General features: G+C 40.2%; 13 protein-coding genes. 10 read left to right on the plus strand and 3 right to left on the minus strand.

The annotated features are described in order from the left end of the window. Positions 1-3: 3 nt before the first annotated feature. The gene (locus tag ACQ2HE_RS05995) at positions 4-906 is read right to left on the minus strand and encodes an AraC family transcriptional regulator (RefSeq protein WP_430897421.1); all 903 of its coding nucleotides are present in this window, start codon (positions 904-906) and stop codon (positions 4-6) included. Between the two features lie 134 nt (positions 907-1040). On the opposite strand from ACQ2HE_RS05995, the gene ACQ2HE_RS06000 reads away from it, so the two are divergent. From ACQ2HE_RS06000 to ACQ2HE_RS06010, 3 genes are all read left to right on the plus strand, one after another. Beyond that, positions 1041-2525: a xylulokinase gene (locus ACQ2HE_RS06000; protein WP_430897419.1), complete on the plus strand. Its 1485-nt coding sequence runs from the start codon at positions 1041-1043 to the stop codon at positions 2523-2525. An 18-nt stretch (positions 2526-2543) separates the two neighbouring features. Then, positions 2544-3872: a xylose isomerase gene (xylA, locus tag ACQ2HE_RS06005; protein ID WP_430897417.1), complete on the plus strand. Its 1329-nt coding sequence runs from the start codon at positions 2544-2546 to the stop codon at positions 3870-3872. 94 nt (positions 3873-3966) lie between these two features. Then, complete coding sequence (locus ACQ2HE_RS06010) at positions 3967-5679, plus strand: amidohydrolase (protein ID WP_430897415.1); 1713 nt, start codon at positions 3967-3969, stop codon at positions 5677-5679. Positions 5680-5730: 51 nt separating this feature from the next. On the opposite strand, the gene ACQ2HE_RS06015 is transcribed toward ACQ2HE_RS06010, so the two are convergent. Next, positions 5731-6777: a serine hydrolase domain-containing protein gene (locus ACQ2HE_RS06015; protein WP_430897413.1), complete on the minus strand. Its 1047-nt coding sequence runs from the start codon at positions 6775-6777 to the stop codon at positions 5731-5733. Between the two features lie 155 nt (positions 6778-6932). Here ACQ2HE_RS06015 and clpB point away from each other — a divergent pair, with 155 nt between their 5' ends. The 6 genes from clpB to ACQ2HE_RS06045 all read left to right on the plus strand — a co-directional run bounded on the left by clpB (position 6933) and on the right by ACQ2HE_RS06045 (position 13339). Next, entirely contained in the window at positions 6933-9551 is a 2619-nt protein-coding gene (gene clpB, locus ACQ2HE_RS06020; RefSeq protein ID WP_430897411.1) for an ATP-dependent chaperone ClpB, read from the plus strand. 204 nt (positions 9552-9755) lie between these two features. After that, positions 9756-10325 carry a DsbA family protein gene (locus ACQ2HE_RS06025; RefSeq protein ID WP_430897410.1) on the plus strand — a complete coding sequence of 190 codons (570 nt, stop codon included), beginning with the start codon at positions 9756-9758 and terminating at the stop codon, positions 10323-10325. Positions 10326-10385: 60 nt separating this feature from the next. Beyond that, the gene (locus ACQ2HE_RS06030) at positions 10386-11264 is read left to right on the plus strand and encodes an alpha/beta hydrolase (protein WP_430897408.1); all 879 of its coding nucleotides are present in this window, start codon (positions 10386-10388) and stop codon (positions 11262-11264) included. Between the two features lie 2 nt (positions 11265-11266). Next, positions 11267-12097 carry an alpha/beta hydrolase gene (locus tag ACQ2HE_RS06035; RefSeq protein ID WP_430897406.1) on the plus strand — a complete coding sequence of 277 codons (831 nt, stop codon included), beginning with the start codon at positions 11267-11269 and terminating at the stop codon, positions 12095-12097. Between the two features lie 37 nt (positions 12098-12134). After that, on the plus strand, positions 12135-12827 hold the full coding sequence (locus tag ACQ2HE_RS06040) for a hypothetical protein (protein ID WP_430897404.1): 693 nt from the start codon (positions 12135-12137) through the stop codon (positions 12825-12827). A 5-nt stretch (positions 12828-12832) separates the two neighbouring features. Next, a complete protein-coding gene (locus ACQ2HE_RS06045; protein ID WP_430897402.1) occupies positions 12833-13339 on the plus strand; it encodes a DUF1905 domain-containing protein in 507 nt (168 codons plus the stop codon). Between the two features lie 17 nt (positions 13340-13356). Here ACQ2HE_RS06045 and ACQ2HE_RS06050 read toward each other — a convergent pair whose 3' ends face one another. Then, positions 13357-13668, minus strand: coding sequence for an RNA recognition motif domain-containing protein (locus ACQ2HE_RS06050; protein WP_430897400.1), 312 nt, complete (start codon positions 13666-13668; stop codon positions 13357-13359). Positions 13669-13955: 287 nt separating this feature from the next. Between ACQ2HE_RS06050 and queD the strand changes: the two genes are divergently transcribed. Next, positions 13956-14309: a 6-carboxytetrahydropterin synthase QueD gene (queD, locus tag ACQ2HE_RS06055; protein ID WP_430897398.1), complete on the plus strand. Its 354-nt coding sequence runs from the start codon at positions 13956-13958 to the stop codon at positions 14307-14309. Positions 14310-14452: the final 143 nt, after the last annotated feature.

Below are 14452 nucleotides of genomic sequence, written 5' to 3' on the forward strand. Positions count from 1 at the left end.
CTGTTAATTTGAAAAACTTAAGACTCTATTTTCTGAATCTGAATTGATTCTTCCCTTTTGTTGCTCCTGAAATTGCTTTCTGAATTGAAGGGGCGTTGCGTGTTTAATCTTTAGAAACTGCTTATTAAAGTGCGCAATTGTATTGTAACCACTTTCATAACAAATTTCATGTATAGGCATTCTACTTTCAATCAGCAATTTGCAAGCATATCCTATGCGAAGTTCATTTAAAAAATTTGTATACGTTTTCTTGGTGCTTTTTTTAAAATAGCTACAAAAGGCTGGAGCCGTCATACCAACATGTGCGGCTACCTCGTCAATACCGATGGGCTCTTGAAATTTCGATTGCGTGTATTTGAAAACTTGATCGATTCGCGCTTGGTGCTTCAAAGAAACAGGGTTTTGGCTAGTGGTGCACAGAAACGTATGATTCGGTTGTTCAATTATTTCATGCAAGCACTGTTGCAGCAATGCAAATCTCAGGAGGTCTTTTGCATCTTTTAGTTGATGCATCAAGGGAACAACGATTGCATTCAAATCCGAGCTCAACTTTATTCCTTTTTGAGCACTTTCGAATAACTCCAACATGGGTTGCGTTTCCGGAAGTTTTAAAAAATCTTCTCCCCACAGGTTTGGTAAGAACTGAACAACAATGGCACTGCCAATTTTTTCTAATTCCGATCGTTGAAAACAATGAGGTAAATTCGCTCCAATTAAATACAATTCTCCTACTTTATAAGGGCCGATATAATCTCCTATATACGCAATTCCCGAGCCTTCCGTAAGAAGTATCAACTCGATTTCCGGATGCTGATGCAGCGGAACTTCGAACTGCGGCGTTCTAAAGAAACTGGCCAAAAATGATTGATCATCCGACAATTTAAGTTTCTCAACAAATGGCTTCATTGCAACTATTTTAATTCAAATGCACCTCAAATGGCTACAAAATAATTAAAATAGTTTAATAAATAGCTAAAAAAGTAGCACTGCATTGCAGGCAGCTTAGTTAATTTCGATACTGAACTAATAACATTGCTGCCATGCTTCTTCTAGGAATAGACTTGGGCACTTCGTCTATAAAAGTGTCCGTATTTGATTCTTCTACCAGCAAAACAATTTGCTCAGTTACACATCCTGAACAAGAAACGGGCATCACATCACTTCAAGCCGGTTGGGCTGAACAGTCGCCGAATACTTGGTGGCAACATGTTAAAGAAGCAATTCAAAAAGCACATCATATTGGTGGATACAATCCACTCGACATAAATGCCATCGGAATCTCATATCAAATGCATGGATTGGTAATTGTGGATGAAGAAGGAACGGTTATTAGGGATAGCATCATTTGGTGCGACAGTAGAGCGGTTCCTTTTGGTGAAAGTGCCGCCCAAAAAATAGGTATACAACATTCACTTGAGAATTTACTCAACACTCCGGGTAATTTCACTGCTGCGAAGTTAGCTTGGGTAAAAGCCAATGAACCTGAGAATTTCAAAAAGGTTGCAAAGGTGATGCTCCCCGGTGATTTCATCGCTTATCGACTCACCGGCGAGATTACCACCACAGCGTCTGCCTTGAGCGAAGGTATCTTTTGGGATTTCAAAACGAATACACTGTCTAACGATGTTTTAAATGCATTTGGTTTTGAAGCGTCTATCATCCCTCAAATAAAAGATGTATTTACAGAACACGGATTTGTTACAAATGCAATAGCAGCTGAATTAAAGTTAAGAGCAGGAATACCGGTTACTTACAAAGCAGGCGATCAACCCAATAATGCCTTTTCTCTACAAGTGTTGAATCCCGGCGAATTAGCCACCACCGCAGGAACAAGCGGGGTAGTGTACGGTGTAAGTGATCAAATATCATATGATCCCAAAAGCAGAGTGAACTGCTTTGCACATGTAAATCATACCAATGCTTTACAAAGAATTGGAGTGCTTCTTTGTGTGAATGGAACAGGAATATTAAACAGCTGGCTTCGATCTCAAATGTTCGGAAATTTAGCATACAATGATATCAATGCGCTAGCCCAAAACATTCAACCCGGCTCAGAAGGATTACAGTTGTTTCCATTTGGAAATGGTGCCGAGCGAATTTTAGAGAATAGGGCTGTAGGGGCGTCAGTTGCAAATTGGGATTTCAACCGACACAAACAAGCTCATTTTGCACGAGCCGCTCAAGAGGGAATCGTTTTCGCTTTGCAATATGGGATGGAAATTATGAAAGATATGGGCATAGCCGTAAACAAGGTTAAAGCCGGCAAAGCTAACATGTTTCTTAGCCCGGTGTTTAAAGAAATTTTTGCCAATACATCGGGTGCGGTTATAGAATTGTACAATACCGATGGCTCTGTGGGAGCAGCACGGGCAGCGGGTTTGGGCTTGAAATTATTCGCCAATGAAAAAGAATGTTTCAAAGGAATGGAACTACTGGAAGAAATTACACCGAGCAAATCACTAAATCAGCAATACCAAGAAATCTATCAAAACTGGAAATCAGCATTAATTAAACAACTTCATTAATTTATAAACCTAAAGTATATGAGTATTACACTTGGCAACAAAGAGTTTTTTTCCGGTATCGGAAAAATCAACTATGAAGGACCTAAAAGTGACAATCCAATGGCCTTTAAATGGTACGATGAAAATCGCACCATTGCCGGCAAATCAATGAAAGAATACTTACGTTACGCTGTTTGCTACTGGCATACCTTCTGCAATACAGGTGGTGATCCATTCGGACCCGGTACTAAACATTTTGCATGGGATGCGTCTTCGGATCCTATGCAAAGAGCATTTGATAAAATGGATGCAGCATTTGAATTCTTTACAAAACTGGGTGTGCCGTATTACTGCTTTCATGATGTTGACTTGGTGGACGAAGGAAATACGATTGCTCAATATGAATCGCGTATGCAACAAATTGTTGCCTATGCAAAAGAAAAGCAAGCCGCTAGTGGTGTGAAACTTTTGTGGGGTACCGCCAATGTATTCTCTAATCCTCGCTACATGAATGGGGCTTCTACCAATCCAGACTTTAACGTGGTTGCTTACGCAGGTACTCAAGTGAAAAATTCCATCGATGCAACCATCGCATTGAATGGTGAGAATTATGTTTTTTGGGGTGGAAGAGAAGGATACATGACGCTGCTAAATACAAATATGAAAAGAGAAATTGATCACCTAGGTCAATTTTTAACCATGGCTCGTGATTACGCAAGAAGTCAAGGGTTTAAAGGTGTATTCTTTATTGAGCCCAAGCCTTGCGAACCTACCAAACATCAGTACGATTACGATGCAGCTACCGTAGTAGGATTTTTGCGTCAATATGGGTTAGATAAAGACTTCAAGTTAAACATCGAAGTAAACCACGCTACGCTTGCAGGGCATACCTTCCAACACGAACTTCAAGTGGCTGCAGACGCGGGTATGTTGGGAAGTATCGATGCCAATCGCGGCGATGCTCAAAATGGATGGGATACCGATCAATTCCCCATGAACTTGAACGAGTTAACTGAAACCATGTTGATTATTCTCGAAGCAGGTGGTTTCGCCGGAGGCGGTGTAAACTTTGACGCTAAAACCAGAAGAAACTCAACTGATCTCGAAGACATTTTCCTCGCTCACATTGGAGGAATGGATGCATTTGCCCGTGCAGCTATCATTGCAGAAAATATCTTGAATCATTCGCCTTACAAAAAGTTCAGAACGGAGCGATATGCTTCATTTGATTCAGGCGCCGGAAAGGATTTCGAAGAAGGAAAATTAAAACTTGAAGACCTCCGCAAACTCGCCATTGATTTGGGAGAACCCAAAGCGCGCAGCGGTAAACAAGAATGGTTGGAAAACATCATCAATCAATATATTTAGAAATTGATTTGAATTTAAAAAAGGCCTGGGATAAATTATTTATCCGGGCCTTTTTGTTTGCCCATCCATCGTATCTTCGAACAAACTATTGCGCATGAGAAAGATTCTATTGACCCTGTCAATACTTACACTTCTAACTACTCAGGCTTGCAAAGAGCCTCAAACAACTGAATCCGTTGATACCATCATTTTCAACGGAGCATTCTATACCGCTGATTCAATTCAGAAAAATGTTACAGCTGTAGCCATCAAAGATGGCAAAATTGTGGCCCTAGGCTCAACTGAAGACATCCAAAAGATGGCAACAGAAAAAACCGAGAAAATAGATGCCAAAGGTAATTTCGTTATGCCGGGAATTATAGAAGGACATGGTCATATCCATGGACTTGGCAGTTCTTTGGTTTCTCTCAATTTAATGGAAGCAAAATCTTGGGACGAAATTGTAGCAATGGTGGCCGAAGCTGCAAAAAAGGCAAAGCCGGGTGACTGGATCATTGGACGCGGTTGGCACCAAGAAAAATGGAATACGGCGCCACAACCTAACCATATGGGCTATCCCTATCATGAAAGCTTGGATGCTGTTTCGCCCAATAATCCGGTTTTTTTGAGTCATGCTAGTGGCCACAGTTGCTATGTGAATGCTAAAGCACTAGAACTTTCAGGTATTACTGATGCTACCGCCAATCCTTCCGGTGGCGATATTGTAAAAGATGGTAAAAAGAAGATTGTGGGTGTGTTGGAAGAAACAGCACAACGACTCATTTACCAAGCTTACGAAACTTGGGAAAACCAACGCTCTGAAGCAGAAAGAAATGCTTCTTGGGCCAAGATGTTCGATTTGGCCGAGGGTGAATGTTTGAAAAACGGGATCACGAGTTTTCACGATGCCGGATCTAATTTTCAGCAAGTTGCTTGGATGAAAGCATTGGCCGATTCTGGTAAATTGAAAGTAAGACATTGGGTGATGGTTCGCGAAGGGTATACCAATTTAAAAACAAACAAAGAGGCTTTTAAAATCAAAGATGCCGGAAATGGCAAACTAACGGTACAAGCAGTGAAAGTGTCTCTAGATGGTGCCCTCGGTTCTTATGGTGCTTGGTTGTTAGAACCTTATTCTGATAGAAAAGGCTGGGTAGGCTTGAATACCTTCAATATCGATTCATTAAAGGCAATTGCCGCTTTCTGCTGGGAAAATAAACTTCAATTATGCGTTCATGCAATTGGTGACAAAGCCAACCGTGAAACCATTAATATTTTTGCAGAGCAAATTCAAAAGCAACCCTCTTCTGATCATCGCTGGAGAGTTGAACATGCGCAGCACGTAAACCCATCTGAAATTCCTAGATTCAAACAATGGAATGTGATCGCTTCAATGCAAAGCATCCATTGCACCAGTGATGCACCCTTCGTTGAAAAAAGACTCGGAAAAGAACGTGCTGCCAATGGTGCATATATGTGGAAGGCCTTCCTGAATGCAGGCGTAGTGGTAACCAATGGAACCGATGTGCCGGTTGAAAAAATTGACCCATTCGCTTGTATCTATGCCGCAGTTACAAGAAAACAGAAAAATGGAGAAGCTTTTTATCCTGAACAAAAAATGACGAGAGAAGAAGCGTTGTATTCATACACCATGGCCAATGCCTATTCTTCTTTTCAAGATAAAGAGAAAGGCAGTCTCTCAGTTGGAAAGTATGCCGACATAGTTATATTAGATAAAAACCTATTGACCTGTGATGAAGAAGCAATCAAATCAACCAAAGTGATCAAAACAATTGTGGGGGGTAAAACGCTTTATTCTAATCAATAAGAACAAACTACAATAAAAAAGGGCCAAAGCTGTGCTTAGGCCCTTTTTTGTTTATTGACTGTCCAAAATGCCTTCAACCCTCGATTGAAAGTCATCCATTATTTGTCGTCTTTGGCTGGCTTGAAGATTTTTTACAAAAACAATTGCGGCGTAATTTCTTTTTCTATCGATATAAGGCCAAGTTCCAAATAAACCGGGACAAGCAACTACAATACCGTTGCCATTTTCATCCTGATCGAGAATCCAAGCACCAAACCCATAAAGGGCGTTTCCTGCTGCGGGTGGCGCATATTTTACGGGGAAACCGGCCGTCTGTACTTTCAGCATCATTTCAACAGACTCCGGACTCAATACTTTCTTCCCTTCAAATGTTCCTTTATTCAACAGCATTTGTAAGAAATTCATATAATCAAGTGCAGTAGATTTAGCCCCTCCACTTGGGTTGGGAGCACCACCATTGTCATTGGTGAAATTCGTTGAACGCATTTTCAGCGGTCTCAATATTTTTTCCTGAACCAACCGATCAAATGATTTCTTTGTAACTATTTCACAAACACGCGCTGCAATATTCAATCCAACGCCGCCATAAAAAAATTCTACTCCCGGGTTGTTCGAAATTTCTTTTGCTGCTATTGCGTTTACCTCTTCTTCCAAATTTTGATAATTCGATCGCTCTACGATCTTCTTAATTAATTTGCTTTCCCTTTCAATTCCGGTTGTGTGTGTAAGGCAATGTCGGATGGTGACATAGCTTTTCATATACTTGTTAAAGATGGGAATATAGTTCGCCACGGGGTCATCAAGGTGTATTTTCCCTTCATCTACTAACGTCATCACCATTGCTGCTGTCAACCATTTGCTGCAACTGGCAATGGGTGCCTGTGTTTTTACATTAAACTCCCCAACTTCTTTTTGATACAGCACTTTCCCATTTTTCATGATAATACTCACCGCATCGCCACCAAGATCTTTCTGGTATTTTTTAAAAAATGCATCCAATGAACTGAAATCTTGCTGCGCCTCCGATTTCTGTAATATCAGCAGGAAAAACCCAATTAGTATGACGGAAATGCAGTGTTTTCTCGATTTTAGTGACATAAATTCTTGATTTTTAGCTTGGATTGCAATTTGTTGCTTTCTATAAACATACGATCAAAAGAGCAAGAACGTAAGTAGTACCTCTTAAAAAAAGATGAAATTTTACTAATTACAGTTGGCTCAGGGTCTCAAACAACAATTAAAATCTTATTTATATGAATCTAGGAAACTTTACCATCAAAGCAGCAGAGGCAATTCAACAAGCCCAGCAACTGGCTTTCAATGGCAAAAATCCAACCATTGAAGTGGAACACATATTGCAAGCCCTTCTGGAACAAGAAGAATCACCGGTAAGCTACCTGTTGAAGAAGAATAATGTAACGATAAACTTATTAGAGAGTAGGTTAGAAGAAGCCATCAAGAAGCTTCCCACTACATCAGCAGAACCTGCGCAGCAAATTTCAAGAGAAGGAAACAGCGTGGTGCTCAGGGCAGGTGCGGCGCTTAAGTCGTTCGGCGACGAGTTTGTAACACCTGAGCTCTTGCTTTTGGCAGTACTTCAGGGCTCTGATGCCTCCAGTAAACTTTTAAAAGATGCCGGACTCACTGAAAAAGGATTGATTGCCGCTATCAAAGATTTAAGAAAAGGTGAAAATGTAACTTCTCAAACGCAGTCACAAGAATTCAATGCTTTGAACAAGTACGCTAAAAACCTGAATGATTTGGCAAGGCAAGGAAAATTGGATCCGGTAATTGGTCGCGATGAAGAAATCAGAAGGACTTTACATATCCTTTCTCGTCGTTCAAAAAACAACCCAATTTTAGTGGGTGAGCCCGGCGTTGGTAAAACTGCCATCGCAGAAGGCATTGCACATCGAATTGTTAATGGCGACGTGCCCGATACATTAAAAAATAAGACCATTTATGCGCTTGACATGGGGCAATTAATTGCCGGTGCCAAATACAAAGGAGAATTTGAAGAGCGATTGAAAGCGGTAGTGAAAGAAGTTAGTAATAGCGATGGTAGTATCATCTTATTTATTGATGAAATTCATACGCTCGTAGGTGCAGGAGGCGGTGAAGGAGCCATGGACGCTGCAAACATCTTGAAGCCGGCGTTGGCGAGAGGTGAACTCCGTGCGGTAGGTGCTACTACTTTGAATGAATACCAAAAATATTTTGAAAAAGACAAGGCCTTGGAACGTCGTTTTCAAAAAGTAATGATCGATGAACCAACTGTAGAAGACGCTATTTCAATTTTGCGTGGTTTAAAAGATCGCTATGAAACTCATCACCATGTACGTATTAAAGACGAGGCCATTATTGCAGCGGTTGAATTGTCGCAACGATATATTACCGATCGTTTTTTGCCTGACAAGGCCATTGATCTAATTGATGAAAGTGCGGCTAAGCTACGCTTAGAAATGAATAGTATGCCGGAAGAACTGGATTCTTTAGAGCGTCAAATTCGTCAACTCGAAATTGAACGCGAAGCAATTAAACGTGAAAACGATGAGGCTAAGCTAAAAGAACTGAATACCGAAATCGCCAACCTTTCTGTATTACGTGATACATTGAAAGCAAAATGGAAAGGGGAGAAGGAATTGGTTGAAAAAATACAACAGGCCAAAGCTTCTATTGAACAATTTAAAACCGCGGCTGAGCAAGCAGAAAGAAACGGGGAATATGGAAAGGTGGCTGAAATCCGCTATGGCAAAATAAAAGAACAAGAAGCCATTATTGAAAACCTGAATCAGCAATTGGCACAGTCTACCGAAAAAAGACTATTGAAAGAAGAAGTTGATGCAGAAGATATCGCCGAAAGTATTGCAAAAGCTACAGGTATACCTGTTTCTAAAATGATGCAAAGCGATCGTGAAAAATTACTTCATTTGGAAGAGCATTTGCAAAAGCGAGTGGTAGGTCAAGAGGAAGCAATTGAAGCCGTTGCGGATGCCATTCGTAGAAGCCGTGCCGGTTTGCAAGATCCCAAAAAACCTATCGGTTCCTTTATATTTCTTGGAACAACAGGCGTTGGTAAAACTGAATTGGCAAAAGCGCTGGCAGAGTTTCTATTCGACGATGAATCGATGATGACACGAATTGATATGAGTGAATATCAAGAAAAGCATACGGTATCGCGTTTGGTTGGTGCACCTCCGGGTTATGTTGGATATGATGAAGGCGGACAGCTAACTGAAGCAGTAAGAAGAAAACCATATAGTGTAGTATTGCTCGACGAAATTGAAAAAGCTCACCCCGATGTTTGGAATGTACTCCTGCAAGTTCTTGATGACGGCCGATTGACGGATAACAAAGGACGTGTGGTGAATTTCAAAAATACAATCATCATTATGACTAGCAATCTCGGCAGTCATCTCATTATGGAGGCATTTGAAAATGTTAATGAGAAGAACGTGGATGTAGCAACGGAAAAAGCAAAAGTAGAAGTGATGAACCTTCTCAAAGATACCATCCGACCTGAGTTCTTGAATCGTGTGGATGAGATCATTCTGTTTCATCCGCTACTAAAAAAACAGATTGCCGGCATTGTAAATATTCAATTGAACCACTTGAAGAAGTTGGTAGCCGAGAATGGAATTCAACTCGATTTCAGTGAATATGCTTTAGCGTATTTGGCAGAGCAAGGTTACGATCCTCAGTTCGGAGCACGACCTTTAAAGCGATTGATTCAAAAACTGATTGTGAATGAACTGAGTAAAAAGATACTGAGTGGCAGTGTCGATAAACAGAAGCCTGTTTTAGTCGATGTTTTCGATGGAACCGTCGTTTTTAGAAACGAAAGCCCCGAACAGCTAAAATTGAGTAATTAACAATATATATATTTAAATATATAATTATTAAATATTAATTATTAATTACTTACATGATTTAACGGTTTTTTTACCCAGAGATATTGCCACGGGAATCAAATTCCCCTACCTTTCGCCCTCAAATTTGATCCGTTACCCGTCAACAAAACTGTGGAACTGATGTTATAGAGTACAGGGTTTTGTTAAACAATAAACTCAAAAGTTATGGCATTTAAGAAAGAAGAGCTAGATATAATTGAACCGAAAGACATATTTGTAGGAAGTAAAGACGCGCCTGTAACCTTAATGGAATTCGGTGATTATGAAGATGAAGGTTGTGCGAAAGTGAACCAAGTTGTACAACAATTACTAGATAATTACGAAGGTAAAATTCGGTTGAATTTCCGACATTTTCCTATGACCAAAGTGCATCAAAAAAGCTTAAAAGCATCTGAGGCAGCGGTTGCAGCAGCCCAGGAAGGCAAATTCTGGGAAATGCACAATGTATTGTTTGCAAATCGTAGAAACTTGGGAACTACCTCACTTAAACTGCATTCGAAAGAAGCAGGAGTGACCAGTAAGAAGTTTTTGGATGACTTGGTGAATGCAACATTCGGTTGGCAAGTGCAAGGAGATCTTAAAGAGGGAATCAATAGAGGTGTAAAGGAAGTTCCGGCGTTCTTCATCAACGATGTACCTTTTTCAGGTAAACCTACTTACGAGAACCTCTCAAAAGCTATTGATGAAGCGTTGAAAAAAACAAAAAAGAAACCTGCGTCAAAGCAACGAGCATAATTACAGGCCCGGTAAATACCGGGTCTTTTTTTTTATGTAACTTTCTGGAAAATTATAACGATGCGAAAACTTGTGTTTCTACTCGGCCTTTTCCTAATAGCCGCTCCAACTATTTCTCAAACTACCGGTAAAGTAATTGAAGAACTTTCTGTAAAGAGTACGATCCTAAATCATTCAGTTCGCTATACCATTTATCTGCCCGCCGATTATGCAAGCTCTGAACGTACCTACCCGGTTGTTTATCTGCTGCATGGGTATACCGATGATAATACCGGTTGGCTGCAATTCGGAGAAGTAAATCGATACGCCGATAAAGCAATTGCGGAAGGCACCATTCCTCCAATGATCATAGTAATGCCAGATGCGGATTCAACATGGTATATCAATTCGTATGACGGAAAAGATAAGTACGAAGATTTCTTTATCAAAGAGTTTATTCCAACCGTTGAAAAGACATTCCGTATCAAAAAAGAAAAACGTTTCCGCGGAATAGCCGGCCTTTCAATGGGTGGCTACGGTACTATGATTTATTCTTTAAAGTATCCGGAACTGTTTGCAGCAGCTGCGCCATTAAGCGCTGCGGTACTCGATGATAATGCCATCGAAACTTTGGGAGATGAGTCTTGGAATTTCCCTTTTGGTCCATTATACGGAAGAAATCTTAAGGGCAAAGACAGGCTCACTAAAGCTTGGTATGACAATTCGGTGCTGAAAATTGTAGAACAAAAATCGGCCGGCGATCTCAGTAAAGTTCGCTATTGGATCGATTGTGGTGACGACGATTTCTTGACAAAAGGAAACTGCTTGCTCCACATCGCCCTCACTGAAAAACGGGTGCCGCACGAATTTAGAGTAAGAGAAGGTGCCCATACATGGACCTATTGGAGAACAGGGATTGTTGACGCACTTCAATTTATTGGTCAAAGTTTTCATCAGTAATCATGAAGCCACTTATCTCGCTAATTGTATGTGTTTTCATTAGCGCCAATTTGTTTGCGCAAATGCCCGATACAAGCATTTATTTATGGAGTGATCGCCCACAAATTAAATTGGATCAAGTTCCGAAATATGAAAACGGTCTGCTGACCAATATACATCACCCTTCAATTGATGTTTATTTTCCCAAAGGAGGCAACAGATCGAAGGCGGTTGTTGTCATATTTCCGGGAGGAGGCCATCGAATACTGGTCTACAATTCTGAAGGGCGAGACGCCGCAGTTTTCTTGAACGAACAGGGCCTCACAGCAGTAGTCGTGAAATATCGCTTGTTTCGAGAACATCCCGACCTATTCACAGACGCTGATGCCAAACAAGATGCGGCTCAAGCTATAAAGCTTGTAAAAAGGATGTGCAAAGCTTGGGATTTGGACTCCGCAAAAGTAGGAGTGATGGGCTTTTCTGCAGGAGGTGAAATGGTGAATTGGGTTGCTTATCAATCGATCAAAACGAACGAAGCTCTTAACAAAGTTAGTTCGTTGCCTGCTTTTCAAATTTTGGTATACCCGGGTCCCCTGGGGATTGCTGAGGCTTCTCCCAGACTGAACCCAATTCCGGCCTTTTTAGTAGCAGCCGATAATGACGAGTGCTGTTCAGCAACCATTGTAGCGCTTCTCAATAAATACAGAGAAGCTAAGTTGCCGGTGGAAATGCATTTGTACCAGCAGGGAGACCACGCTTTTAATATGGGAAAAAGAACAAGTTTACGTTCGATAAAGGCTTGGCCCGATCGGTTAAAAGATTGGTTATTTGAAAATAAAATCAGTCTTCAATAATATTAAGTCAAATCAAAAGCAAATTAAAAGTATAGCTATGAAAAAATGGAGTATCCTAATTGGATTCATATTGAGCATACAATTCAGCAATGCTCAAACTGTGAATAATCATAATAGTCTTCAACTGGAAGCTTATGATGTTAGTGGAAAGCCTTTAACAAGTATCCCCCAAAATGCAGAAGGCCACCCCTTTTTAAATGAGAACTGGGGAAAAGGATTGGTACGTCTTAGAAACGGTTATTGGATCAAATCAATTGATCTGCAGTTTAATTTATACGAAAACCAGCTCTATTTTCGAAAGAATAACAATGTATTCCTTTTTACCGATACTGTTAGCGAGTTCGTAATATCGTTCAATGTGGATGCTGAAAATACTGCCACCGGACATTATAAAAGCGGCTATCCCGCCATTGAAAAAAAGAACGCAGAAACATTCTATGAAATTCTTGCGGAAGGCCAACAAGTTCATTTGTTGAAGCACAAATACAAAACGATGTTTGAAAAGAATGCGATAGGGGAAGCTAAAAGAATGGTTTATAAAGAAGGAGAGAACTACTTTTTATATTTACCGGCTACCAATAAAATCATACGTATCCGACTATCGGCCTCAAGTTTAAAAGAAGCGCTGCCCGAAAAAGCTGCCGCTATTGACGCGTTTATGGCGGAGAAGAAATACAAATTAAAGAATGAAGATCAAGTAACAGCTCTTATTGTTTATTTGAATCAATAATTGTTATGGTTACTTATACAACCAATATTTATAAGTTCGATAAGAAAGGAGAGAAATCAGGGTGGACCTATATTGAAGTTCCGGCAGATATTGCAGCGCAAATTAAGCCCAAAACAAAAGTTTCATTTAAAGTAAAAGGAAAGATAGATCAATATAAGATCAAGCAAGTCAGTTTACTACCTATGGGGAATGGTTCCTTTATTATGCCCTTGAACGGAGATATGCGAAAGCAAATTCGGAAGAAAGAAGGCGCAATGGTAACCGTTACTTTAAGTGAAGATAAAGAGGATTATAAACTTGATACTGAGTTGGTTGATTGTATCAAAGACGATCCTGCTGCTTTTGAGATGTTCTCAAAATTTACAAAAGGAACACAAAATTATTATAGTAAATGGGTGCAGGCTGCGAAAACGGATGCCACCCGTGTGAAAAGAATTGCAATGGCTGTATCGGCTTTGTCGCGAGGACTTGAGTTCGGTGCGATGCTAAAAGAAAAATCCCGCTCAATTTGAGCGGGATTTTTTAATTCTTACCAGCGGCTATTGCTATTGCTGAATGAGCGGCGGTTGTTGTTGTTGTTACCATTAGAAGGTCTTTCTTCTTTTGGACGAGCAACCATTACTTTAATGGTTCTTCCGTCTACAACTGCACCATCCAACTCCTGGATTGCTTTTTGACCAGCTTCATCATCGCTCATTTCTACGAATCCGAAACCTTTACTGCGTCTTGTGAATTTGTCTGTAATCACTTTAGCAGATGTAACATCGCCATAATCAGCGAAATAACTTCTTAAGTCTTCATCTTGTACGTTGAAGCTTAAGTTTGAAACATAAATGTTCATTCTTGAATCAAATAATAAATAAATAAATACTTGAGAGAAAGCTTGTAAAGAAGACTAACCTATTAGCGGAAAAAAACTAGCAGAAAATCATTCACTTAACAAATGCGATAACACTCAAATTAACGATACGAAGATACGAAGGAAAACCGGATTTGCTAATTATTAATTGATAATTAACAATTTAGCTAAACTAGTTGCTAAGTGTTTGATTATCATAGGTTTCAAAAATGAGCTCTTCTGTTTAAAGATTCGAAAACAATCGTAACTTCGCGCCTCAATTATTCGGTATGCTGATTTTTAAAGAGTTTACTTTTGATTCTGCGCATTTTCTTCCCAATGTTCCTGAAGGGCATAAATGCAAAAATATGCATGGGCATACCTATCGTTTGCGAGTGTGGATTGAAGACCAACCCGACCCCGTTTTAGGCTGGGTAATGGACTTCGCGGTGCTAAAAGCTATCGTGAAACCGGTGGTTGCTCAACTAGACCACAAATGTATGAACGATGTTCCCGGACTTGACAATCCAACTTGTGAACTGATTGCTGTTTGGATCTGGAATCAATTGAAACCTTCCCTTCCCAAAATGATCCGAATCGAACTCCATGAAACCCCTACTTCGGGTGTTATTTACGAAGGCTAAGTTTAATATTCAAGGTCATTATTGCTGCAAATCAACGCTTTTTGTCCACAAACCCGCCATGGGCAAAGAATGGGTATTTCTGTGTGTATAAGTCGTGAATAAGATATGAAAGCAGGATGCCTTGAGGGTGGTATTTTACATGT

The sequence above is a fragment of the Endoryza foliicola genome (assembly GCF_050589245.1).
GTDB lineage: Bacteria > Bacteroidota > Bacteroidia > Chitinophagales > Chitinophagaceae > Endoryza > Endoryza foliicola.

Excerpts from the sequence above, each read along its gene's own strand:
- ACQ2HE_RS06030 (WP_430897408.1), top strand. The coding sequence starts at position 10,386 with ATGCGAAAACTTGTGTTTCTACTCGGCCTTTTCCTAATAGCCGCTCCA.
- ACQ2HE_RS06025 (WP_430897410.1), top strand. The coding sequence starts at position 9,756 with ATGGCATTTAAGAAAGAAGAGCTAGATATAATTGAACCGAAAGACATA.
- ACQ2HE_RS05995 (WP_430897421.1), bottom strand. The coding sequence starts at position 906 with ATGAAGCCATTTGTTGAGAAACTTAAATTGTCGGATGATCAATCATTT.
- ACQ2HE_RS06045 (WP_430897402.1), top strand. The coding sequence starts at position 12,833 with ATGGTTACTTATACAACCAATATTTATAAGTTCGATAAGAAAGGAGAG.
- ACQ2HE_RS06035 (WP_430897406.1), top strand. The coding sequence starts at position 11,267 with ATGAAGCCACTTATCTCGCTAATTGTATGTGTTTTCATTAGCGCCAAT.
- ACQ2HE_RS06040 (WP_430897404.1), top strand. The coding sequence starts at position 12,135 with ATGAAAAAATGGAGTATCCTAATTGGATTCATATTGAGCATACAATTC.
- xylA (WP_430897417.1), top strand. The coding sequence starts at position 2,544 with ATGAGTATTACACTTGGCAACAAAGAGTTTTTTTCCGGTATCGGAAAA.
- ACQ2HE_RS06015 (WP_430897413.1), bottom strand. The coding sequence starts at position 6,777 with ATGTCACTAAAATCGAGAAAACACTGCATTTCCGTCATACTAATTGGG.
- queD (WP_430897398.1), top strand. The coding sequence starts at position 13,956 with ATGCTGATTTTTAAAGAGTTTACTTTTGATTCTGCGCATTTTCTTCCC.
- clpB (WP_430897411.1), top strand. The coding sequence starts at position 6,933 with ATGAATCTAGGAAACTTTACCATCAAAGCAGCAGAGGCAATTCAACAA.
- ACQ2HE_RS06010 (WP_430897415.1), top strand. The coding sequence starts at position 3,967 with ATGAGAAAGATTCTATTGACCCTGTCAATACTTACACTTCTAACTACT.
- ACQ2HE_RS06000 (WP_430897419.1), top strand. The coding sequence starts at position 1,041 with ATGCTTCTTCTAGGAATAGACTTGGGCACTTCGTCTATAAAAGTGTCC.
- ACQ2HE_RS06050 (WP_430897400.1), bottom strand. The coding sequence starts at position 13,668 with ATGAACATTTATGTTTCAAACTTAAGCTTCAACGTACAAGATGAAGAC.